The organism is Gluconobacter sp. Gdi, from assembly GCF_014132155.1.
Lineage (GTDB): Bacteria > Pseudomonadota > Alphaproteobacteria > Acetobacterales > Acetobacteraceae > Gluconobacter.
In genome coordinates, this window is record NZ_BLJQ01000002.1 from 218,923 (window position 1) to 242,307 (window position 23,385).

21 protein-coding genes are annotated in these 23,385 nt (G+C 56.2%); 11 read left to right on the plus strand and 10 right to left on the minus strand.

The genetic code is table 11. The annotated features are described in order from the left end of the window. Positions 1-7: 7 nt before the first annotated feature. The 10 genes from JN414_RS04885 to pspA all read right to left on the minus strand — a co-directional run bounded on the left by JN414_RS04885 (position 8) and on the right by pspA (position 10,654). A complete protein-coding gene (locus tag JN414_RS04885) occupies positions 8-1,960 on the minus strand; it encodes a glycosyltransferase family 4 protein (protein ID WP_202206951.1) in 1,953 nt (650 codons plus the stop codon). A 23-nt stretch (positions 1,961-1,983) separates the two neighbouring features. Further along, positions 1,984-3,546 carry a Hint domain-containing protein gene (locus tag JN414_RS04890; RefSeq protein ID WP_202206952.1) on the minus strand — a complete coding sequence of 521 codons (1,563 nt, stop codon included), beginning with the start codon at positions 3,544-3,546 and terminating at the stop codon, positions 1,984-1,986. Positions 3,547-3,782: 236 nt separating this feature from the next. Then, positions 3,783-5,183 (minus strand): DNA repair protein RadA, encoded by a 1,401-nt coding sequence (gene radA / locus JN414_RS04895; RefSeq protein ID WP_202206953.1) that lies wholly within the window; start codon positions 5,181-5,183, stop codon positions 3,783-3,785. A 77-nt stretch (positions 5,184-5,260) separates the two neighbouring features. Beyond that, positions 5,261-5,464: a hypothetical protein gene (locus JN414_RS04900; protein ID WP_046900488.1), complete on the minus strand. Its 204-nt coding sequence runs from the start codon at positions 5,462-5,464 to the stop codon at positions 5,261-5,263. Then, positions 5,461-6,249 carry an ABC transporter ATP-binding protein gene (locus tag JN414_RS04905; protein WP_202206954.1) on the minus strand — a complete coding sequence of 263 codons (789 nt, stop codon included), beginning with the start codon at positions 6,247-6,249 and terminating at the stop codon, positions 5,461-5,463. Before JN414_RS04905 ends, JN414_RS04900 begins: the two co-directional genes overlap by 4 nt. Further along, positions 6,246-7,031, minus strand: a complete 786-nt coding sequence (locus JN414_RS04910; RefSeq protein ID WP_046900490.1) for an ABC transporter permease — start codon at positions 7,029-7,031, stop codon at positions 6,246-6,248. Before JN414_RS04910 ends, JN414_RS04905 begins: the two co-directional genes overlap by 4 nt. Positions 7,032-7,079: 48 nt before the next feature. Further along, entirely contained in the window at positions 7,080-8,495 is a 1,416-nt protein-coding gene (locus JN414_RS04915) for a DUF2807 domain-containing protein (RefSeq protein ID WP_237389876.1), read from the minus strand. Further along, the gene (locus JN414_RS04920) at positions 8,495-9,706 is read right to left on the minus strand and encodes a hypothetical protein (RefSeq protein WP_237389877.1); all 1,212 of its coding nucleotides are present in this window, start codon (positions 9,704-9,706) and stop codon (positions 8,495-8,497) included. Before JN414_RS04920 ends, JN414_RS04915 begins: the two co-directional genes overlap by 1 nt. Beyond that, entirely contained in the window at positions 9,703-9,945 is a 243-nt protein-coding gene (gene pspB / locus JN414_RS04925; RefSeq protein WP_143412284.1) for an envelope stress response membrane protein PspB, read from the minus strand. Before pspB ends, JN414_RS04920 begins: the two co-directional genes overlap by 4 nt. A gap of 25 nt (positions 9,946-9,970) precedes the next feature. Next, positions 9,971-10,654 carry a phage shock protein PspA gene (pspA, locus tag JN414_RS04930; protein WP_046900493.1) on the minus strand — a complete coding sequence of 228 codons (684 nt, stop codon included), beginning with the start codon at positions 10,652-10,654 and terminating at the stop codon, positions 9,971-9,973. Between the two features lie 112 nt (positions 10,655-10,766). On the opposite strand from pspA, the gene pspF reads away from it, so the two are divergent. The 11 genes from pspF (at position 10,767) to JN414_RS04985 (ending at position 23,384) form a co-directional block, all read left to right on the plus strand. Next, a complete protein-coding gene (pspF, locus tag JN414_RS04935) occupies positions 10,767-11,819 on the plus strand; it encodes a phage shock protein operon transcriptional activator (protein WP_202206955.1) in 1,053 nt (350 codons plus the stop codon). Positions 11,820-12,103: 284 nt separating this feature from the next. Continuing rightward, complete coding sequence (locus tag JN414_RS04940) at positions 12,104-12,784, plus strand: phosphoadenylyl-sulfate reductase (RefSeq protein ID WP_064275243.1); 681 nt, start codon at positions 12,104-12,106, stop codon at positions 12,782-12,784. A 50-nt stretch (positions 12,785-12,834) separates the two neighbouring features. Continuing rightward, positions 12,835-13,629, plus strand: coding sequence for a sulfate adenylyltransferase subunit CysD (gene cysD / locus JN414_RS04945; RefSeq protein WP_064275312.1), 795 nt, complete (start codon positions 12,835-12,837; stop codon positions 13,627-13,629). Position 13,630: 1 nt separating this feature from the next. Then, positions 13,631-15,511 (plus strand): adenylyl-sulfate kinase, encoded by a 1,881-nt coding sequence (gene cysC / locus JN414_RS04950; protein WP_064275244.1) that lies wholly within the window; start codon positions 13,631-13,633, stop codon positions 15,509-15,511. A gap of 457 nt (positions 15,512-15,968) precedes the next feature. Continuing rightward, positions 15,969-16,733: a triose-phosphate isomerase gene (locus tag JN414_RS04955; RefSeq protein ID WP_202206956.1), complete on the plus strand. Its 765-nt coding sequence runs from the start codon at positions 15,969-15,971 to the stop codon at positions 16,731-16,733. Further along, the gene (locus JN414_RS04960; protein ID WP_202206957.1) at positions 16,730-17,569 is read left to right on the plus strand and encodes a DeoR/GlpR family DNA-binding transcription regulator; all 840 of its coding nucleotides are present in this window, start codon (positions 16,730-16,732) and stop codon (positions 17,567-17,569) included. The genes JN414_RS04955 and JN414_RS04960 overlap by 4 nt, the downstream gene beginning before the upstream one ends. A gap of 15 nt (positions 17,570-17,584) precedes the next feature. Next, positions 17,585-18,067 (plus strand): RpiB/LacA/LacB family sugar-phosphate isomerase, encoded by a 483-nt coding sequence (locus JN414_RS04965; protein WP_046900499.1) that lies wholly within the window; start codon positions 17,585-17,587, stop codon positions 18,065-18,067. Between the two features lie 59 nt (positions 18,068-18,126). Further along, positions 18,127-19,047: a substrate-binding domain-containing protein gene (locus tag JN414_RS04970; protein ID WP_046900500.1), complete on the plus strand. Its 921-nt coding sequence runs from the start codon at positions 18,127-18,129 to the stop codon at positions 19,045-19,047. Between the two features lie 28 nt (positions 19,048-19,075). Beyond that, complete coding sequence (locus JN414_RS04975; RefSeq protein ID WP_202206958.1) at positions 19,076-20,581, plus strand: sugar ABC transporter ATP-binding protein; 1,506 nt, start codon at positions 19,076-19,078, stop codon at positions 20,579-20,581. Then, the gene (locus JN414_RS04980) at positions 20,571-21,590 is read left to right on the plus strand and encodes an ABC transporter permease (RefSeq protein WP_064275248.1); all 1,020 of its coding nucleotides are present in this window, start codon (positions 20,571-20,573) and stop codon (positions 21,588-21,590) included. Before JN414_RS04975 ends, JN414_RS04980 begins: the two co-directional genes overlap by 11 nt. A 39-nt stretch (positions 21,591-21,629) precedes the next feature. Further along, positions 21,630-23,384: a dihydroxyacetone kinase family protein gene (locus JN414_RS04985; protein ID WP_202206959.1), complete on the plus strand. Its 1,755-nt coding sequence runs from the start codon at positions 21,630-21,632 to the stop codon at positions 23,382-23,384. Position 23,385: the final 1 nt, after the last annotated feature.

Below are 23,385 nucleotides of genomic sequence, written 5' to 3' on the forward strand. Positions count from 1 at the left end.
AAAACTATCAGTTCAGGACGGGTTCTGACCTGTCCTCTGGCAGTGGGGGTGGCTCGATCATCACGGGCGGAAGAATGTCTTCCAGACTGGCTTGGATAGCTTTCTCGGAAAAACGCTCTTTCAGCAGCTTCCTTGCGGCCGCTATCTGAGCCTTTGCCGCAGATGGCACCAGAAGAGCAGCTGTTTTTTCCGCAAAATCTTCCGCACTGTCAGCGATGGATTTTGTCCATAGCGGATTGGACGCATCGACCAACCCCTCTGCTGCAATGGGCGTCATGACAATTGGCAGCCCAACAGACCACGCATCCAAAACTTTCCCCTTGATCCCTGCACCATAACGGAGTGGAGCGACACAGAGCGACACGTCAGACAAGGTCTCTTGAAGGTTGGACACGTGCCCCGTCACTTCTATGTCTTTGTCTGCAAGCATGTGAACTGCATGCGGCATGGCGCTGCCGATGAGGCGACAAACAAGATTGGGAATGCGTTTCTTAAGGCGCGGCAAAATATCCAGAATGAGCCATTTTGCAGCGTCTGTGTTTGGGGCATGGGCAAAGTGAGCGACAAACGCAATGACGGGCTTGTCCTGGTGTCGACGGGAACGGGTTTTGACGGGAACCGCCCAAGGGACAACATGGATATTGGCCGTAGGAACCATCCGCTCCAGTTGTTTGGCTTCGATCGAAGAATGCGTCAGAACGCTATCGGCCAGCCAGGCACACATGTTTTCCCGCACTTCAATTCGCATTGCTGTGCGCACAAGCTCTGGACGGCTTTCCACAGCGGCCTGACGACGCAGGCGAAGGGACGCCAGATCCGCAACACTCCAGAGCAGTGTGGCTGTTGGGGCAAAGGCGCGGCACAGGGCAGCATAGCTTTCAGCATTATTCAGGCGATGCAGGTAAACTACGTCTAACCCAGGTCCGAGCCGTTTGAGGGCCTCTTCAGGTCCCGTGAAAACCGGGGGCATAAGGCAGTCGATATTCATAACTGCCAGATGCGCCTGATCCTGCTCTGTGGGGGGCTGGCGGGAGGCTATGAAACAGCATCGGTAGCCCAATGCCTGCGTCGCTCGCATGTGAGACAACAAAGCGACCGATCCTGCATCTCTTGTGGAGTCAGGAGCTCTGTCATCTATGAAAAGCGCACAGGGAGCAAAAGAGAGAGCGTCCTCATGGCGGCGGCTGGCTTTTTGAGCGAGAGTGCGAGCCTCGAGACTGGTAATGTTTGACGCGCTCTGGTGTCGAAGCGCATCTGCTGATTTTGTGAGAAAAGACAAGGCGTCACGTCTTGCCTGCGGTGTAATCAGGCCTTGGATCAGGGCGTTGAAATGCTTTTTGAAAGCATCATCCAGGTGATCTGCCCGTGGTAAGAAAACGGGATCTCCGAAACGCTCCTGTCCATGCAGAAGCTGGATAGTATGGTCTTGCAACGGATCAAGCGCAGTGCTGAACACGTATTCGAAGCCGTATCGGCCGGACTGGAAACCAGCGTCCCGTAAATCCCGCCGGAATTGGTTCGCTGGAAAATGTGCGGTGGGAGCGCCATCAATGACCGCGGTCAGCCAGACTGTTCGATCCAGATTCAGGTCATCTCGGACCCAGCCTGCAATACGTAGGCGGTCAGTAATATCTATGGAGCCGACAAGAGCACTGGGCAGAGGCTCAATATAAAAAGGGGAACCGTTCAGGGGGTAGTCATGCTTGCTGTCCCGAATTTCAATAATGCCTCCTTCATGAGGAGGACATTCAGGCCAGGACCAGTCAAACGCGCAATATCCTGCTCTGGCGAAGTCGGCCAAATCAGTACGGAATATTTCAGCGGTCACCTCATCGAGGAGGCGGCCATTCTGAAAAAACCGCAGGCAGACAGGCTGATCAGGCTCCTCCAGATCTAAAGCCCATCCGGCGATACGATTGCGATTGCAGACATCAATGTAACCTGCCAGAGGGTGCGGCACGGTAGCGAATTATCCTCGGAGTATCAGGCGGCTTTAAGGGGTAAAAAATTCCGTGCGTATTGCTTCAGGCGATCGTGAATACGTGCGAGTTCCGGCCCGTCTTCCAGCCTGGGGGCACAATAGCGTGGAGGCTGTTTGGAAGTCTGCGGGTATAGATCATCGTATTCGCTAGCGTTGTGGAACATCCCGCGTGAGTTATCGTCCAGAAAGCTTTCTGATGGTGCTCCCTCTGCGAGCAAGACGTCATGGCTTTCAAGCTCGATATGGATGTAGCGGATCTCTGAGGGTTTCTCGATCTGAAGAATAGAAAGGTCGTTGACCAGATGAAGAGCCGGAATGAGGCGTCCGTCGATGAGCATCGCGTGCAGCGGGGAAACCATTAGATCCCGACGTGGCAGTCCGTCGCCAAGAGAACCCGCACGAAACAGAATAGGCAGGATATCCCGGTTTCCATAGGCAAAAATCGGATCATAGGCCCGCCGTCCGATCCAGCGGATTGGATGATGCTTTCCCGAGGCAGTGAGAACGATGTCGCCAATAGAAAGCTGTTCGACAGGCCGCTCTCCCTGTGGTGTCGCGATCAGGGTTCCGGGGCAATAGCAGGGCGTGCCGACAATCAGATCCAGTCCGTTTCCCGAAGGTGCAGTCTGGAAATAATAAGGAGAGGAAAAATCGTCTGCCACCCCAATGCTGTGCAGAACCTGGCCGCCAGACATGATTTCCAGAGTAGAACCACTGGAGGGGCTGACGCTTCCGCCATTATGGACCAAAACGCCACTGACTGTAGATGCTGTATTTCCCAGGTCGGTAAAGCTGATTGTCGTCTGAGCGTTATTCTTGAAAATTCCCGTTAGATTAGCGTTGTGATCCAGAATGATCGTTCCGCCATTGCCTGTAACGTTTGTGGCATTTTGGTCTGCACTAACGGATAGGACGCCCTTAACGCCTACTGTGACGTCCGAAAGCGTGCCGGATTTCTGAAGAACTGCGCCGCTTCCTATAGTGATATGGTCAGCGCTTCCTCCAGACAGGATCAGGGTTCCGCTTGCTGGTTGCTGACTGGAGCTTGTTATACCTACCGTTGCAGTGTGAAGTGTTCCACCATCGGAGACGATCTGTGTTGCTGCATACTGAGCATACTGAATCGTCATAAGGCCCCCGGAGGTCAGCCAGCCGCCACTAATATTGACGTTGTAGGAAATACCCCCGTTTTCGATAATGGACGTCGCTAATGGGCCAAGCGTTGTATTACTGGCGAATGCTCCGGATTGAATGGTTTGGGTGGACGATTCAAAAACGAAGTGCTGCTCGCTGATCATACCCCCGCCGCCTGGAAAACTTGTCCCGGAGATTATGGTGTTGAGTGCACCTGCAGAATTTTCGATAATCTGCGAGCCGGGAACGCCCGTATAATGAGGGAGCGCTGACCAGTCTGGAGATACGGGTGTGGAACTTGCTATGATTTTCGCGCCATCTACGACAGTCCCGCTTGTGACGACCTGTGATGTAGTGGAAGTCGAGCCTCCCGACACAATCGTGTATGTTTGTCCTGTCTGGGGGGATGTATAAGTGGACGAAGTTGCCATGAACGATGTCACCCGAAAAATGTAGAGAATCCATGGCAATATCCGTTCCTGTTTCAGGATATGGTATTTGCAGAATTCTTACTTGTATTTCTGATTCCCCCCTCGATTGGAGGGATGAAAGGAATGTAATAATTCAATACGGGTTTTTTGAATGGGAGTGTCGGTAATAATTCGTTAATTTAACTGCTTTTTAGCAATTAAATGATGAATTTTTTCATGGATGAAGGCTTTTTACTTCAGCTTTCGGAAGGGCTGAATAATTCTACCAGATCCGTGAGATGCCCGATTTCCCGTAGCTTGAGACCGGCTGGCGGTTTGACCCGTGCCGAGGCAGAAGATACTCGCCTTGGGAGAATGGCTTCTCCAAATCCCAGTTTTGCAACTTCCTTGAGTCTCAGATCCGCCTGACTGACCTGCCTGATCTCACCTGAGAGACCGACCTCGCCGAAATACGCGGCTGTTGAAGATGTTGGGTGGCCTGTCGCTGCGGAGATCAAGGCCGCGGCAACGGCCATGTCTGCGGCAGGCTCATTGACTCTTAACCCGCCAGCCACGTTCAGGTGAACGTCCATGTTGGCGAGTTTCAAGCCGCATCTTGCATCCAGCACGGCCAGCAGCATGTTCAGGCGAGACGTATCCCATCCGACAACGGCGCGACGTGGTGCCCCGTCTCCAGCCTTGGGGGACAGCAGGGCCTGAACTTCCAGAAGAACGGGCCGTGTGCCTTCAAGGCCGGCAAACACAGCCGATCCAGCAATGTTGCCGCGTCTTTCGGCGAGGAACAGGGCGGAAGGATTGGGAACCTCCGTCAGCCCCGTATCAGTCATGGCAAAGACGCCAATTTCGTCGGTTGCGCCAAAGCGGTTTTTGGCTGCACGCAGGATGCGGAACTGATGACCACGATCACCTTCAAAATACATGACAGCATCAACCATGTGTTCCAGCACACGTGGCCCTGCCAGAGACCCTTCCTTCGTGACGTGACCGATCAGAATCAGGGCAAAGCCAAGCGTTTTGGCGAGACGGATGAGTTCAAAAGCACTCGCTCGGACCTGCGCTACGGACCCTGGGGAGCTTTCTACGCTTTCCAGCCACATGGTCTGAATGGAATCAATGACCACGACAGTATGGGACCGATCGTTTTCCAGCGATCCCACGATGTCTCCGACATTGATGGAAGCCGCTAGATCCAGGGAATCCAGTGTCTTGCTGTCCCGGTCCAGCTCCAGTCTCTGCGCGCGAATGCGGATCTGATCGACGGATTCTTCGCCCGAGACATACAGAACCTTGTGACCACTCCGAGCCAGCGCACAGGTTGTCTGGAGCATCAGGGTGGATTTACCAATACCCGGATCACCGCCAACCAGAACAACGGATGCAGGCACAAGACCGCCGCCAAGAACGCGATCCAACTCTGCAATACTTGTTGTAATGCGTGGGGGCGGCTTGGCCTCGCCATCAAGACGAACGGTCTGAAGACGCCCGGTGCTCAGCTTGCCCGTTTTGCGGGCTGTGGGTTCGGAAGTTTCCTCAACCAGCGTGTTCCATTCCCCGCACGCTTCGCATTTGCCCACCCATTTGGAATAGACAGCCCCACAGGACTGGCAGACAAAGCGCGCGGTTGGTTTCTTGACCAAGGGAATCTCTCTTCACATGGACTCTGGGTGCTCCCGATATAGGGAGTGTTCCCGTTATGATCCAGTCAGAGAAGGTACTAGTCGTCTGTTCGGATGATGATGCGGGCCATGATGCGTGCAGCCGTTACGATCAGAAGCAGGATGAGCGCCTGAATAAGGATATTCTGGCTTTTGGGCGGGTGCATAAACAGAATGAACACCATCGGCAGCGCGATGAGATATGTCAGACCAAGACGCTGCCAGACTCTGCGGGAAATGGGAGGGCGTCGGAACGGCTTCATTTGCGAAGTTCCATGGTGATCGGTCCTTCCCGGCGTCCATGCGTGAACTGGTCCACCATTGCATTGCCTGAGTTCATCAGGTCTGCGGCCAGCCCCTGCCAGACCAGTTTGCCCTGGTAAAGCATGGCAGCCTGATTCCCGATCCGCTGCGCTGAAGCCATGTCATGCGTAATGGCGATAGCCGTTGAGCCCAGCTTTTGCACGCAATCCACGATCAGTCCGTCAATGACGGCCCCCATGATGGGATCAAGGCCTGTAGTCGGTTCGTCGAAGAACAGGATGTTGGGCTGTCCGGCAATAGCGCGAGCCAGTCCGACGCGCTTTTGCATACCGCCTGACAGCTCAGAAGGGCTGAGCTGCCCAACGGAGGGGTCCAATCCAACCTGCTGGAGGATTCCGCCTGCCAGTTCACGCGCCTTGGATCGGGACGGAACTGGGCCGTCACGGTCTGAGTGCTTGGCCCGAAGCCCGAACGCAATGTTGTCCGCAACGCTCATGCTGTCGAACAGGGCGGCGTTCTGGAACAGCATGCCAATCTGTCGCCGCAGGACTTCCTGCCGCCCGCGTGGGGCAGTGAGAACGTTCTCGCCGTCAATTTCGATAGTGCCAGCATCGGGCTCGATCAGGCCAAGGATACACCGCAAAAGAACGGATTTTCCTGAGCCGGAGCCGCCAATGATGACCATGGAGGTGCCGGTCTCGACATCAAGGTCGATCCCGTCGAGCACGACCTTGGAGCCGAACGCTTTCGAAAGGCCGCGGATGCGGATTTTGGGTGTGCTCATTGGGAAAAGAACAGATCTGTGAGGAGGTAATCAAACAGCAGAAGCAGAATGGAGGCGCCCACGACGGCCGCTGTGGTGGCTGAACCCACACCTTCCGCGCCGCCGCGGCTGTTATAACCGTGGTAGCAACCCAGAAGAGCAATGAGGAAGCCGAAAGCCGCTGCTTTAACCAGACCGACCACTACGTCCATGGTCTTCAGCGAATCCAGCGTGGCCGTGATGTAGGTGGATGGTGAAAAACCTAGTTTTGCGACCGATACGGTGAAACCGCCAAGAACACCCAGAACGTCCGCCACGATGACGAGACAGGGCAGGGCGATGGTTCCCGCCAGAAGACGTGGCGTCACCAGATATTTCATCGGGTTAGTCGATAGTGTCGTCAGGGCATCGATCTGATCGGTGACGCGCATAGTCCCGATCTGGGCAGACATTGCAGCACCGACACGTCCGGCAACCATCAGTCCTGCCAGAACCGGCCCCAGTTCGCGGGTGACAGCCAGAACCACAATCCCGGCAATGGCGCTCTGGACGTGATACTGCCCAAACCCGACATAGGACTGCAAAGCGATGACGGCCCCGGAGAACAGGGCTGTCAGGGCCACAACCGGAAGGGAGAAGAACCCCGTTTCGATCAGCGTGGACAGGAAGATGCGCCAGTAGAACGGTGGCCGCACGAGATGCGACAGCCCTTCCAGCGCAAACATGGCGAGAGCACCCGACTGGCGGACGAGTCCGAGGACGGCACGGCCAAGGGCCGCTATGGGATCAAGAACGGCATTCACCCTTCAGCCCCTACCCTGCGCGCCCGGCTACGTCAAAGTCTGTCTTGCTCAGGCGGAGCGTTCCAGGTCACGGAACTGGCGCTCCAGCGCAAAATCCGGGGAGGTTACGAACTGTTCCATGCGTGCCAACCTTGGCTCCATACGAGCCAAGCGGTCGTTCAGGCGCACCAGAGTATGGTTTGAACTGAAAGGTGTCGTCTCCGGGGCGTGGCGTTGCTTATGACGTGCGCTCTGATCCCTGGCTGTATGAATAACCTCTTCATACAGATCGACAGCACGGCGTGTGTAATAGACATGTGGCGCATCGCCTGAGGATGATTGTCCTCCCGTGCGACGGTCAGCCATTCGTGTTTCCCAATTTCGTGTGAAAGCAGAAAGGCCTTCAGCAATATCGGTCCAGAGAGCACCAAAAAAGGATTGCCCAGTCCGTTTGCGATAACGCTTGGCGTGACGCAGGACTAGCCAGACGCAGACCACGATCAGAACAAGACGAAGGCCGCCCAGATGGTGGCCGTTGCTATGTTTGCCGAAAGAGCCAAGAGCCTCCCAGCCTTGCTGCGTGCCGGAATCGAAATTCACGGACTGACCGAGGCTGGCCAGAATGTCTTTTGCGATGGCCTGCCCGTCCACTGGCGCGGCTGCGCCGACGTGAACTCCCGGGCTGGTCGTGTGAACCGTCAGGTCTCCGGAGCCATAATGACCGCGGGATAATGTTCCTGAAACACTATCGACCAGAACGTTCCCAGAGCCATAAAGTGACAGGCTGGCTGAGATGGCACTGACATGTGCTGTAATATCGGACGAACCGAGATCCCGAATGGAGAGGTTCTCTACTGAGCCACTCCTGAGCAGCATGTTTCCTGATGATGTCGCGGACAGCTCAACACGAGGTGCTGTTACCAGCCCGACAAGCAGGTCTCCGCTTGAGAAATTGAGAACGTGTACATCGCCTGTCACCGTAGCAATGGAAACATTGCCGGATCCGGTCATCCGCAGATCCACACCCGTTGCGCTGTTGACGCGTACGTCACCGCTTCCGGACAAGCCGCTGAGATGGCCGGATGACCCTGTGACAGTGATGTCGGTCTTGTTGCCGCGGAGATGGATATTCGTCCCGGCTGGAACCTGAATTGTCGAGCTGGCTTCGGTGCTGCAGGACGGGTCACTCAGAGCAAGTTTGAGTGTCTTGTCCTCGGCGGCTGTCAGGTTGCCATTGCCCTGAAGAACCTTCGCTGTATCACCCTCAACAATATGAAGGTCTGTCAGGCAGGTCGGTGCCAGTTCCAGCGTAGCTCCCGTGACGGAGCTTACACGTTCTGGACTTGCAAACGCTGGGGGCGCCGGGGGAGCAGGAATGGCAGGGGCTGCGTCCTGAGAGAGGGCCGGGCTGATCGTTCCTGTAGCAAGCAGGAGGCCGAGGATGCTCCCTGCAAAACGTACCAGATCGTGGGATATCTTCATCATCAGCCTCCCTGTTTTGGTGTATCGCCTTGAGGCGGCATGACTGGAGCTGTTGGCGTCGAAGGAGCAGGCGGCGGTGCCACAGTGTCCGGAAGGGGAGTCTGCGGCAGCTTCTGAGGAGTTTCCGACGGCGTCGTGGGGACATTGACTGAGGGTGTCTGCTGTGTCGGGGTGGGGGTACTTGGTACGACGGCAGCCGGGGGTGATGCGGCGACAACAGGAGGTTGAACGGCTTCCTGTTCCTGCTGAGCCGGTTTCTGAGGCACTGGTGCCGGTGTCGGTGGCGCGGATGTTGATGGAGCCGGAACAGAAGGCTGGCTGATCTGCGGAGACGTTTCTGTTGAGGCTGGCGGCTGAGGAGCCGGCACCGAAGCTTTGGGAACGGGCGGAGGAGCGACTGGTAGCGTCGTCGTAACTGGTGGTGCGGCCGGTGCCACGACAGTCGGCGGCGGAGCCACTGCCGCCGGGGTTCCGACATTTACCGCGCCACTGCCAGACCGAACGATCGGGCCGGAGACGCGCTCAATATTGACGGCGCCTGTGCCGTTGGCTGTCACCGTTGCAACGGAAGCGTTGCCATGAACGGTGGCGGTCGCATTGTCTGACGTCACGATCGTCAGGGCTTCGATACTACCCTGCGAAACCATGAAAGAGGCGTCGTTCGACAGTTGTGCAGATAGAGCGGTCAGCTGTGCAGAGTCGGCGATCAGCGTTGATGTGCCGGAAGCCACGATCTGGGCCGCCCGTTCGAGAGAGCCGATATGCACACTGGAGGCACCATGCATGCTCAGATCAAGGGACTGCGTATTCTCGATATCCATTGTCGCGGAGTCGAGGCTGGCATCAAGGGACGCCAGTTTTCCTTTGATGATGAAATGTGTGTCATGGCTGTCATGGATTGAGACGCCAGTATAAGGCGACACACTGATCGTGACCTTACCATTGGGCGCGCAACTTTTCGTGGCGATGGAGATGCGGCTGTCTGACTCTTCCTTGCCGCTGCGCATCGTTACCTGCGTTGCATTGCTGCTGTCTAAAGTAGCGCCGTCTTTCATGCCTGGGTCTACGACGATCCGCACCTGACCTGTGCAGGGAATCGCCATATCCAGATCAGATCCGGACATGGTGACGCGCGCGGCCTGAGCCGGGTAGGCAGAAACTGCTCCTGTCAGCATGGACAGCAGCAGCATGCGCAGGGCGGTGCGGGATGTCATCGTGAACTCCTAGCTCTCCAGCCCGGGATATCCTCGTCGAGGATGCGTTCGAGCTGGTCGATCCTTTCTTCCAGACGCGTAGCATGGGCCTCGGCCTGTGTCAGGGCAGCCTGCAGATGTGGGTCTGCGATGCCTTGATTGGGAAGGTTGCCCGTCCGGGCACGCAACAGGCGCGGGCCTAGGACGAGCGCCGGGATAAAGCCAAAAAGCAGGACAAGAGCGACGATATCCTCATTCATGACTCAGACTTTCTTGCAGCAGTCATCAGGCTTCGCGCTTCTTTTCCGCAATCCGGCGTTTCAGAGTCTCGAATTCATCTTCTACTGCTGCATCCGTTTCCAGAGCGGCCAACTCTTCGTGCAGGGAGGGGCGACCAGACCGACGTCCCAGATCATAGGCCTCGGCTTTGCCTTCCAGTTCATCCAGAGCGCGCTCGACCTGTTCGAAACGGTTCAGCGTGTCGTCAATGCGGGTATCGTAGAGCTTTTCACGTGTCTTGAGGCGGCCTTCTGCCGTGCGGGCACGCATGGTCAGGGTTTTCTCACGGGATTTCGCATCCGCCAGTTTGGCCTGAAGCTTGGTGATGTCGTCGTTCTGTTGCTCAAGACCTTCCGTGACCTGTGCAATCTGGCGCTCAAGCCCTTCGCGGGACTGTTCGACCGTGTGACGGGCTGAGAGCGCCGCCTTGGCCAGATCGTCCCGGTTGCGTTCGATGGCCAGTGTGGCTTTGCGGTGCCATTCGTCTTCTTCGTGCATCATGGTGCGCACGCGGCGTTCAAGCTGTTTGCGCTCGGCGATGGTGCGGACGGCCTGACTGCGCACTTCAACGAGCGTGTCTTCCATCTCCTGAATCACGAGACGGATCATCTTCTGCGGATCCTCGGCCGTGGCGAGAATCGCATTGAGATTGGAGTTCACGATATCGGCGAGCCGAGAAAAAATACCCATGACGCTTTCCTTCCTGAGAACTGGATTAGAGCACAATGACCTGTCTTGTCAGCGGGCTCGTTTTGGGGATGTTATGGTTGTGACAATCTGAAGTGGCGAACGAGGCTCAGAAATGGCGAGATCCACCCAAGCGGACGAGGTTCCGACACCCATCGGGCGGGCTCCGGCATTTCTGGCGATGCTGGACCAGATCTCCCGTCTTGCTCCCCTGAAGCGCCCCGTTCTGGTGATCGGAGAGCGCGGGACTGGCAAGGAGCTGGTGGCCGCCCGCCTTGCTCTCTTGTCGGATCGTTGGGACGCACCTTTGGTCAAGCTGAACTGCGCGGCTCTTCCGGAGGCGCTGTTGGACAGCGAACTGTTCGGACATGAGGCTGGCGCGTTTACGGGTGCGCAGAAGCGGCGTTTGTCCCGGTTCGAGCGTGCGGACGGCGGAACGCTGTTTTTGGATGAAATTGGCACGGCCTCCCTTGCCGTTCAGGAAAAACTGCTCCGCGTTATCGAGTACGGCAGCTTCGAACGCGTTGGCGGCAGTGAGACGATCCGCGTTGATGTGCGCTTGATTGGTGCGACCAACGCTGATCTTCCGGCCATGGCGCGGGACGGAACATTCCGCCCGGACCTGCTCGACCGACTGGCATTTGATGTGGTCAATGTCCCGCCTCTGCGAGCCCGGCAGGACGATATTCCCCTGCTGGCCGACCATTTTGCGACGCGGATGAGCGCGGAGCTTGGCCGTAAGCTTTTTGCCGGGTTTTCCCAGAAGGCTTTGCAGCGGCTGATTGACTACCACTGGCCCGGCAACGTCCGTGAGCTTCGGAATGTGGTGGAGCGCAGCGTGTATCGTATGGATCAGCCTGAGCGCCGTCTGGATGAGATTGTGCTTGATCCGTTCGTCACGCCTGACTGGAGCAGTGTGATGGCTCCAGCCTCTACCGGGGAAGGTCATGTTCAGGGAGACGTTCCCCAAACCTTCCCGCTGGATTTTGCTGAGACAGTTAAAGGTCATGAACGTGCGTTGCTGGAAGCGGCCCTCAAGGAGGCGCAGTTCAGCCAGCGGCAGGCCGCAGATCTTCTGGGGCTGACTTATTATCAGTTCCGCCACCACCTGCGGCTGCACGGTCTGGCCGACAAGGAAGCGCGGAAGGCCCTGACCAAAAAAGGATGAACGCAGTTTCATACCTGGGTTCATGCATGAAGTGTGCCAGATTTTGTGGTGTAGGGATTTTCAGGAATGATGCCGTTTGGAGGGTGAGTCATTTGCGGGAAATTTGACCATTAATTGGTAAATCAGGCCAAAAACTCTAACGCGCTTCAATCGATGAGAAATGCTCAATTAAACCATTTAATATGGTTATACAAAATAAAATAGTTGAATAATAGGTGAAGCGCGCCTATGTCTCCTTCACGTCGTGATTCTGGCGCGTGTGAACAGGGATATGGGTGCAGTAAATGCCTCTCTCACAATCCGAACTTCAACATCTTTTGGATACGCCGGAGAGTCACGCACTTGAGGAGGCGCTCGTGAGCCTGAAAGGCCGCGTCGCTGTTATTTCCTCATTTGGAGCTGAGTCGGCCATTCTTCTGGATGAGATTGCCCGGATAGACCCGTCCGTGCCGGTTTTCTTTCTGGATACGCGGCGCCATTTCCCGGAAACGCTCTCCTATCGTGATGAGCTTTCCGATGCGCTCGGCCTTCAGGACGTCCGGACTATTTCTCCCTTGGCTCGGGAACTTGAGAACAGAGATCCACAGGATCAGCTCGCGGCATTCGATCCGGATGCCTGCTGCGCCCTGCGCAAAGTGGAGCCTTTGGAGTTGGTGCTTCCGGAATTTGATGTCTGGCTGACCGGGCGCAAGCGCAGTCAGGCCTCAACACGGGCGGCTCTTCCCATTGTGGAACCACAGCCGGATGGCACCGTGAAGCTCAACCCGCTTGCGGGATGGGGCATGGAGAAAATCGAAGCAGAGATGCGTCGTCGGAACCTGCCGCGGCATCCTCTGGTTTCAAAAGGATACACTTCGATTGGCTGTGCGCCTTGCACACGGCCGGTTGGAGACGGAGAAGACGGGCGGGCAGGTCGTTGGGCCGGTCTGACCAAGACAGAATGCGGCATTCATCGGCCAGCATGAACATGGAGCGGACAATGACGCGGACACAAACCCTGGCGGAACCGCGCGTCATGGATGATCTTGACCAGCTCGAAGCTCAGAGCATTTTCATCCTGCGTGAAGCCTATCGGAAACTGAAGCCCCTCTCGCTGCTGTGGTCCCTCGGGAAAGACAGCAACGTCATGGTTTGGCTGGCGCGCAAGGCGTTCATGGGGCGCGTACCGTTCCCGGTCATGCATGTGGATACCGAGAAGAAATTCCCGGAAATGTACGCCTTTCGGGATGAGTACACCAAGAAGTGGGATCTGGATCTCCTTCTGGGATACTGCCCACCAGTCGAAGAAATCGATCCGTCCCTGCCGCCCGCTGCACGTTCTGCAGCGCGCAAGACGGCGGGTCTGGCGGCAATGATCGACAAGCACAAGCTGCGTGGCGTGATTGCTGGTATTCGCCGTGACGAGCAGGCCACACGTGCCAAGGAGCGTGTGTTCAGCCCGCGTGGTGCGGGTCATCGCTGGGATGTTCGCAATCAGCCGCCCGAATTCTGGGATCAGTATGCCACGCCGTATGAAGATGGCATGCATATTCGCGTGCATCCGTTGCTGGCTTGGCGGGAAATCGACATCTGGCGCTACATCGAACGCGAAGGCATCCCCCTCGTGGATCTGTATTTTGCCAAGGATGGTAAGCGTTATCGCTCTCTGGGTGATCAGGACATCACAAGCCCGATCGAGAGCAATGCCACGACCGTAGCCGAGGTGATTGCCGAGCTGGAAAGCAGCAAGACATCCGAGCGCGCCGGGCGTGCCATGGATCATGAATCAGAAGACGCATTCGAGCGTCTGCGCGTGGCGGGGTATCTGTAAGATGGGTGACATTATCGCAACCCAGGAACTCTCTGGGGCGTATCGCGCGGCCGCCACGCCGATCGTGATCGTCGGGCATGTCGATCACGGTAAATCCACTCTGATTGGACGTTTGCTCTACGATACTGACAGCCTTCAGGACGGCAAGCTGGCGCAGATCGTTGAGAGCAGCCGCAAGCGTGGTCTGGCGGTGGAGTGGAGCTTTCTGCTCGACTCCCTTCAGATCGAGCGCGATCAGGGTGTAACGGTCGACTCCACGCGGATTCCGTTTCGTCTCGGCTCCCGTGAGTTCGTGATTGTGGATGCGCCAGGTCATCGCCAGTTCCTGCGCAACATGATTACGGGTGCTGCCGATGCGGAAGCTGCCGTTCTGGTGGTGGATGCTCAGGAGGGTGCGCAGGAGCAGACGCGGCGTCATGCCATGCTGCTGCGTCTGATCGGGATCCGGCACGTCATTGTGCTGCTGAACAAGTCCGACGTTCTGGGCTTCGACGAGGCCAAGATCGTTCAGGCCGAGTCTGATGTCCGTCAGCTTCTTGGTCGTCTGGAAATTGAAGTTGAAGCCGTTGTTCCGGCGTCTGCGCGTGATGGTGACAATATTGCCAGCCGTTCCGAGCGGTCTGCTTGGTACAAGGGGCCGACGCTGATCGAGGCTCTGGCCAATGTGCCGCCGCCGACGTCCCGTCTGTCTTTGCCGTTCCGGATGCCGGTGCAGGACGTTTATCGCTTTGATGGCGTGCGTTACGTTGCCGGCCGGATCGAGCGTGGCACTGTCCGTGCGGGCGATCGTCTGGCAATTGGTGCCCAGGGCCAGATTGCAACCGTTGCAGAAGTTTGCCGCTGGCATGCGCCGGAACTGCCAGTTGCTGGTGCGGGTGAATCCATTGCGCTGCGCCTGGAGCCGGATCTGGTGCCGGATCGTGGGGACCTGCTGTTCCCGGCAGATGATAAAGCGTCAGCACCAGAGCGTTCTGCCCGTATTCGCACGCGTCTGTTCTGGCTGCGGGGTGAGCCCCTTCGTGTTGGGGAAAGCTTCACGCTTCGTCTGACGACAGCAGAGCATGATGTGACGGTGGCGTCCATTGATGCGGTTGTTGACCTGGATGACCTGACATTGCGTCAGGGCGATGAGGTCCCGCCGGACGGATTTGCTGAGATCACGCTCGCGGCTTCTCACGCCGTACTGTTTGACCCGTTCTCTCCGGGAATGGGCGATGGACGTGGTGTTCTGGTCGATCGTCATCAGCGGATTGTTGGCGGCGCACCGCTGATTGGTCCTGCTGAACTCGAAGATGGTGTTCATGCGATCCACCCGACGGCCAGCCGTATTTCTGCTGTCCAGCAGGCTCAGACGCGTGGTCATAAAAGTGGCGTGTTCTGGCTGACGGGCCTCCCGGGCTCCGGCAAAAGCACTGTGGCTCGTGCGGCAGAAGTGTCTCTGGCGGGACAGGGCGTGAAAGCCACCGTTCTGGATGGAGATACGTTACGGGCCGGACTGTGCAGCGATCTGGGTTTCTCGCCGGAAGACCGTCGCGAGAATATTCGTCGTGCAGCGCATGTCGCAAAAATTCTGTCTGAGAGCGGCCAGGCCGTGGTTGTCGCGCTGGTCTCGCCCCTTCAGGCAGACCGTGATCTGGCGCGCCAGATTGTGGGTGAGGGCTTCCACGAGATTTTTGTGGATACACCTCTGGAAACCTGCGAACAGCGTGACCCCAAAGGGCTCTACGCTGCAGCGCGCTCGGGAAAAATTCCAGAGTTCACGGGTGTTTCAGCGCCTTACGAAGCTCCCTTGTCTCCTGAGCTGCGGCTGGGAGCTGACCGGACGGAGGCTGAGACTGTTAGTGAGTTGACGGGCTTTGTGCTCCGGGTTGTTCAGCCCTGATTGCAGGCTAATTAAAGTGACTTCAGAAACGGCGGGCTTTGTCCCGCCGTTTTTTGTTTCAAGCCTTTTTCACTATGCGCGTGTCGTCGCATTTTGATCCGGCCGTGCTGTCTGTCAGCGAAAGAGGCGGGGCGCTGCCTCTTTGTGCTTTGACGGCTCTTAATTCGAAATTCGACGGTACAGGCATATAATAAAGCTGCCGCCCGGAAGATATCACACAAAAAGCAACATTCATCACGTATTTATGTGATGGATATCGGCGGGTCGATAAATATCTCTTATCGTAAATTATACATAATAATATCAATGAATTATGAATTAACGGTCTCTATCATATTCGTAAAATATCATTTCGGAGTCATAGGATAACAAGGATTTTGTGACGAAATTATCGTTGATTAAGTTATTTATAACAGTATAGTTGTTACGAATCGGGTGCTCAAATCGGAGATGGACGATGGAGCGTGACGCTATCTGGGTTGGTACAAGCTGGAAAATGAACAAGGGGCCCGCAGCATCTGTTGCGGCCGCTAACGAGCTTGCACGGATGTCTTTCCCGACAGTTCTCCAGCCGTTCGTCATCCCACCATTTACGTCTCTAAAGGATGTCTGTGACAGGCTTTCGGGAAGCCGTGTGGCAGTAGGTGCACAGAACATGCACTGGCAGGATGAGGGCGCGTGGACCGGAGAAATTTCCCCGACCATGATTTCTGAATGTGGTGCGGAACTGGTGGAAATTGGTCATTCAGAACGCCGGACCTATTTCGGAGAAACGGATCAAACCGTCAATCTCAAGGTTCATGCGGCTCTGCGACATGGATTGAGGCCGCTCGTCTGTATCGGTGATACGGCCGATGAATATTCTTATAACGTAACAAATGAAACTCTGGCACGCCAATTGAAGATCGCCCTTCATGGGGTGTCTGAAGACGATGTTCCACAGGTTCTCATTGCATATGAACCTGTCTGGGCCATAGGTGCATCAGGCCGTCCTGCAGATGCAGCTTTCGTTGAGAGAACGCATAATCACCTGCGGAAGCTCCTGATTAACATTGCCGGATCCAGTGCAGGGTCTGCGGTCAAGCTCCTCTATGGCGGAAGTGTCACGCAGGACAATGCGGCCGGTTATGTCGCTCTGCCTCACGTGAATGGAGTGTTCGTTGGGCGGGCTGCCTGGAATGTGGAGCATTTTCAGGCGTTGGCTGAGGGGGTCATCGCATGATGCCCCAAGCAACTTTTGAAACGCGCTCGGCTTCTGCGCGCCGCCAGAACATCCTGGACTATGTTCGGGATCGTGGTGGTGCACAGATTGATGAGTTGGCCGGACGTTTTGTCACCAGCCGCATGACCATTCACCGCGATCTTCAGGTGCTTTCGGAACGCGGAGTTTTACGTCGTGTGCATGGGGGGGTGACTACGCCTCCAAAAGCGTTTTCAGAGGGCAGTATTTCCCAGCGAAGCCATCGGGCGATGGAAGCCAAGCAGGCTATCGCGGCTGTGGCGGCAGGCCTTGTCGAAGAAGGTGAAATCATTGCACTGGATGATTCAACAACATCCCGCGTTCTGGCTGAGCGTCTGACTGACAGTGCCTCTCTTACAGTTGTCACGAACAGCATGGGTACTGCGAACCTGTTCACCAGCAAGCCCAATGTGAATCTTCTGCTGCTTGGCGGTCGCTATAACATGGATTTTGACGCGTTCTTCGGAACCCTGTGTGAGCAGGCCGCGGCATCGCTGCGCGTCAACACGCTGTTCCTGTCCGTCGCAGCAATTCGCGGAATGACGGCGTATCATCAGGAGCAGGATATCATCAAAGCCAAGCAGGCCTTGATGAATATTTCCGATCGCAAAATCCTGCTCGTGGACAGTACGAAATTTGGTGTCATCACGCTCAATCGTTTTTCCGATTTAACGGAATTCGATGTGGTGATCACGGATTCAGGTCTCGAAAAAGACCTGGAGGACACGCTCCGCAATGCGGGGATCAATCTGAAAATTGCGGAAATCTCCACCGTCAGGACGAGCGGATCAAGCACCTCCCCTGAACGTAACCCATAAAGACGGAGAAAAATCATGCGTATTGCGATTGGAGGCGATCGGGCCGGAGAAGGTCTTGCAGGCCTCATTGCTGCACATCTTCGCGCCACAACACCGCATACGGTTGTTGATATGTCCCATCCTGAAGATGATCATCCTGAGCTCTATTCGGAGCTAAGTGAGCGGGTCGGTCTCGCGATCACGCACGGGGATTTTGATCGGGGAATCCTGTGCTGCGGAACGGGAATTGGCGTTTGTATTTCCGCCAATAAAATTCCGGGAATTCGGGCTGCGCTAACGCACGACACCTATTCTGCAGAACGTGCTGCCCTTTCAAACGATGCCCAGATCATCACCATGGGGGCACGCGTCATCGGGCCGGAACTGGCCAAAAGCATTGTGGATGCCTGGTTGGCGCATAGCTTTGACCCGTCTGGGCCGTCCGCAGGCAACGTTGCGGGCATTGAAGAATTGAGCCGGAAATATTCCGAGCATCATCTGCAAACATCCAACTGCTGAAAATACTTCCCCTGTTTCCGATCTGATTCCGGAACGGGTTATCTGGAAAGACGACGAACATGAAAAAAGCTCTTTTCCTTGGTGCTGTTCTGGCCGCAACGCCACTTGCTGCACAGGCCGCTGACACCAGCACACCGCTGCGCTTTGTTCTGATTCCGAAAGTTGTCCATCCGTGGTTTGACAAGCTCAATACGGGTGCTCGTGCCGCAGCAGACATGATCACCAAAACCACGGGACAGAAAATCGAAATCGAATACCGTGCGCCGCAAACAGCTGATGTCTCTTCCCAGAATGACATCATTGAAAGAGCGATTGCTACTCATCCTGACGGACTTATTCTTGATCTGCTGGACGAGAAGGGAAATCGCGCGACGATGGATGAAGCCATCGAGCAGAAAATTCCCATGACCGTTTTCGACTCTCTTCCTCCGGAGGGCATGAATATTACGGCAGTGGGCGCCGATTTCTGTGAGCAGGGAACGATTGCGGCGGAACGGCTTGCCACATTGATTGGCAAAAAAGGTGAAGTGGCCATCATGATGGGTGTGCCAACAGCGCCTAACCACACTTTGCGCGCAGAGTGTGAAAAGAAGGTCTTTGCAAAATACCCGGATATCAAAGTTGTCGCGACCGGGATCGACAACGACAGCATCGAGACAGGTCAGAAACAGGCCTCTGCCATCATGCAGGCGCACCCCAATCTCGTGGGATGGGTTGCCTGTGATGCATCTGGTCCTGTGGGCATCGGGCAGGCCATCCGGGAAAGCGGGAAGGCAGGGAAAGTTCAGGAAGTCGGCCTCGATAACCTGAACGATATGCTTCAGCTCATTCGGGACGGTGTTGCGGAATCAACAGCGTCCAGCCGCCCGGAAATGCAGGGTTACTGGGCTGTCGTCTCTGCATGGCAGAGCGCGATGGGGCAGAAAACACCCAAATACATCGATACGGGCATCGACGTCATCACCAAGAAAACCCTTTGAGCCTGGCTCTGAGGCAGGAGTAACGATCATGGCGGTTCTCCAGGTTGAAGCTGTCCGTAAAAGCTATCCCGGTGTGGTCGCGCTCGATCACGTCGATCTGACGCTTGAGCCGGGCAAAATCCATATCCTGGCCGGCGAAAATGGTGCGGGTAAATCAACGCTGATCAAGACCCTGACAGGTCTTGTCACGCCTGACGAAGGAAAGGTCCTGATTGAGGGGCAGGATGCTCTGGCGGATCATAGCCTTTTCTCCCGTATTGCTTACGTACCGCAGGAACTGAATCTGTTTCCGTCCATGACGGTTGCTGAAAACATGTTCATGCCGTTCCATCGTTCGGGATTTGGTCATCTGACAATTTCCCGGAAGGCCATGGAAGCGGAGGCAGCCCGTTTTATCGAGCGCTTTGGGATTCATGCCCGGCCGGGACAGACCGTCAGTCGCATTAGCGTATCAGATCAGCAACTGCTTCAGATTGCGCGTGCGGCCTGCCGGGATGAGTTCAAGGTTTTGATCCTGGATGAACCGACATCCTCCCTCACGGCGAACGAGACGGAACATCTTTTCCGCATCATTACCACGTTGCGGGACAGTGGCTGTGCAATTGTTTTTGTCTCGCACAAAATGGAAGAAATTTTCAGTCTGGGAGACACCGTGACTGTTCTGCGCAATGGTCGCAGTGTCGGTACGTACCCGATGGACGGCATGACGGAAGATCAGCTTATCCGTCTTATGTCTGGCAGTTCTGTTCAGCTTGAAGAGAAATTCCAGCCGCGGGGTGCCATTGATGATTCTGATATTCTTCTGAGTGTTGAAGGCCTGACGGGACCGGGCTTTTCAGATGTTTCTTTTCAGCTCCGTCGTGGCGAAATTCTTGGTTTTGCGGGGCTGGTGGGGGCTGGTCGTTCGGAAGTGATGCAGACCATGTTCGGGTATCATTCCGCAAAATCCGGACGGTGCATGTTTAACGGTAAAGAAATACCTCGTGGCCGAACAGATCGGGCTGTGGCTATGGGCATGGTCTATCTTTCCGAAGAACGGAAACATCACGGTATTTTTCCGCTTCTGAGCGTGCGCGAAAACATCAGCCTTTCCGTTCTGGAAAAGATGAAGCGCGGCGGCATTATTTCGTCCGGAAAGGAGAAATCAATCGTTTCTGAAACGATTCAGAAATTTGATGTGCGCACATCTTCCGTCGGCAAGAAAATTGTCTTCCTGTCCGGTGGAAACCAGCAGAAAGCCATTATCGGCCGTGCCATGGCGCGTCGTCCTCGCATTTTGATTTTCGATGAGCCCACAAAGGGTATCGATATCGGCACGAAATTCCAGATCTACCGCATCATGCAACAGCTCGCGGAAGAGGGCGTCGGCATCATCCTCGTCTCTTCTGAAATGACTGAATTGCAGCGCTGCGCAACGCGAATCATCACCATGTACGGCGGTCGGACCACCGGGTCGTTCGACCAGGCTACCACTGACGTCAATACGCTTGTGGGCGCGATCATCGGCGCCACGGAGACCCGTCATGTCGCTTGAAACCACGCTCCCTGGAGCAACTCCCACTCCTCCAAAGGCGTCTTCCATTCGTGCGCTTATAGCCAGAATGGTCGCCAATCCGCTGGGTGGCGTCATTGGTGCGATGATCCTGATTTTCGGGATTTCGTGTCTGTTGTCGCCGCACTTCCTGACGTCATTCAACATGATCATCATTGCGCGTGCGCTCGCGTTTATCGGTCTGGTCACCATTGGGCAGGCCGTCTTGATGATTCTTGGCGAGCTTGACCTGTCCGTTGGTGCGATTGGTGGCCTCGCTGGCGTCGTTGGCGGAATGCTGATGGTGCAGGTTGGTTTGAATCCCTGGCTCTCGCTCGCTCTGTGCCTGCTGATGGGGGCAGGATGTGGCTTGCTGAATGGCCTGCTGATTACTCAGCTTCGTCTGCATTCTCTGGTGCTGACTATCGGTATGGCGGGTGTCTATGGCGGCGCCAATCTGGTGGCGACACGCGGCGTCGCCATTACCGGGGTGCCGCATGAAATCAGTTTCCTTGGTAGAGGTCTCGTCCTCGGCGTCCCGGTTCCATTTCTGGTGCTGCTGGTATGTCTGACGGTTGTTGCATTCGTCATGATGCGTACGCCTGTCGGGCGCTACATTTACGCCATCGGGAGCAACCCGCAGGCTGCAAGAATGCTCGGTATTCGCGTCAATGCCATTCGTATGGGCGCGTTTGCTCTCGCTGGTTTCCTGTCTGCTCTGGCTGGCATTCTCATGGTCGCGCGTCTCGGAACAGCACAGCCATCCATCGGTGACACATGGGTTCTGTCTCCGATTGCGGCAGCCGTCATTGGTGGCGTTGCAACAACGGGTGGTCTGGGTAGCCCGGTTGGCGCTGTTCTGGGTGCCGTGATCATCGGGATCATTGAAGACATCATCGTCCTCTTTGGCATCTCGCCGTACTGGCAGTCCGTTGTGAGCGGCGGCATCGTTGTGCTCGCCATCTCTCTGGACTCCCTCGCCCGTCATTACCTCAACCGCGACGCGTCCTGACCGTCAGCAGCTTTTCATCCTGATAAAGGAGAGACTCACATGACCAAGATCTGTGGCGATGCTTCCGAATTCGCAGCCTCGGCCCTGCATGGATACAGCATGGTGCATCGAGACCTTGTCAAAATGGTCCGGGGTGGTGTTGTGCGCGCCAAACTGGGTTCAAAAGGCAAGGTGGCTGTCGTCGTGGGGGGAGGATCAGGGCATTATCCCGCATTCATCGGGTATGTGGGAACTGGTTTTGCAGATGCGGCCATTGCTGGAGATATCTTTGCGTCTCCGTCAACACAGGCCATTCAAAGCGTCGTGCGTCAGGCTGATCTCGGAGGAGGCATTCTTCTGGGCTTTGGCAATTATGCTGGAGATGTTCTGAACTTTGGTATCGCTGCCGACAGGTTGCGGGCAGAGGGATATGACGTTCGCATTCTTGCAACCATGGATGACGTGGCCAGTGCGACAGAAAACGAGAGAGAGCGTCGGCGCGGTATTGCGGGTGATCTGACAATTTTCAAGATTGTGGGCGCTGCGGCGGAAGAAGGGCTGGATCTGGACTCTGTCGAGCAGATTGGTCACCGCGTAAACCGTCAGACACGAACATTCGGCGTTGCTTTCGATGGCTGCACGCTGCCGGGCGAGGCAGACAAGCTGTTTCACGTTCCGAATGCCCGAATGGCGCTTGGGCTTGGTGTGCATGGGGAGCCGGGGATCGGGGAGGAGAGCATTCCAACGCCGCAGGTCCTGGCACAGATCCTGCTGGAAAAAGTCCTAAGCGAACTGCCTGCCGGGGCATCCCGGCGTGTGGCTCTGACTCTCAACGGGTTGGGAAGCACGAAACAGGAGGAACTGTTTGTTCTGTGGGAAGCACTGGCGCCCCTGTTGGAAAAAGCAGGTCTGACGGCTGTAGCCCCTCTGGTTGGAGAATATGTCACCAGTCTTGATATGGCAGGCTGTTCACTGACCTTGACCTGGCTTGATGAAGAACTGGAGCGCCTCTGGTGTGCTCCGGTTGATACGGCTGCGTTGCGCCATGGCTTGATTGAAGAGGTAGGTACAACCTTCGAGGACGCGCCAGCCGAGACCAGCGTGACATATATGAAATCGTCCACAGCAGAAGGGCGGCGAGGCGGTCAGTGCGTCTCGGGAGTTATGATCACCTTGGCCGAGGCTCTTGCCGCGGCAGAAACTGAACTGGGTCATATCGATGCGGTGGCAGGAGATGGAGATCATGGTCAGGGAATGGCCCGCGGTTCGGCTGCTGCCAAAGCCGCGGCCGCCAGAGCCGCGACTTCAGGGGCTGGGCCTGCAACTACTCTTTCAGCAGCGGCAGATGCCTGGGCGGATCGTGCGGGCGGAACGTCTGGCGCTTTGTGGGGCGAGGGCCTGAGAGCTTTCAGTCTAGCGCTGGACGACAATGCGCTTCCTTCTTCAACGCAGCTTGCTCAGGGAGTAAGGCAGGCAATGGAGCGCATCATGTCTCTTGGGAAAGCCAAGCCTGGGGACAAAACCCTCATTGATGCTCTCGTGCCATTTGTGGAAATGCTTGAGCAGGAGCTTTCAGGTGGTGCGGCTCTGCCCGTTGCGTGGTCTAAGGCCGCCAATGCCTCACAAGCCGCCGCCGAGGCTACGAAAGATCTTCTCCCCCGCATGGGGCGCGCTAGAACCCATGGTGAAAGAAGCAAGGGTCACCCTGATGCGGGGGCTCTTTCTCTCGCGCTTTGTGTCGGTGTGGTGGGAAAGGAACTGCAGACCCAGCTTCTTGAAGATGAGCAAAAACGCACAGTTTCTCTGGGGGAGTAAG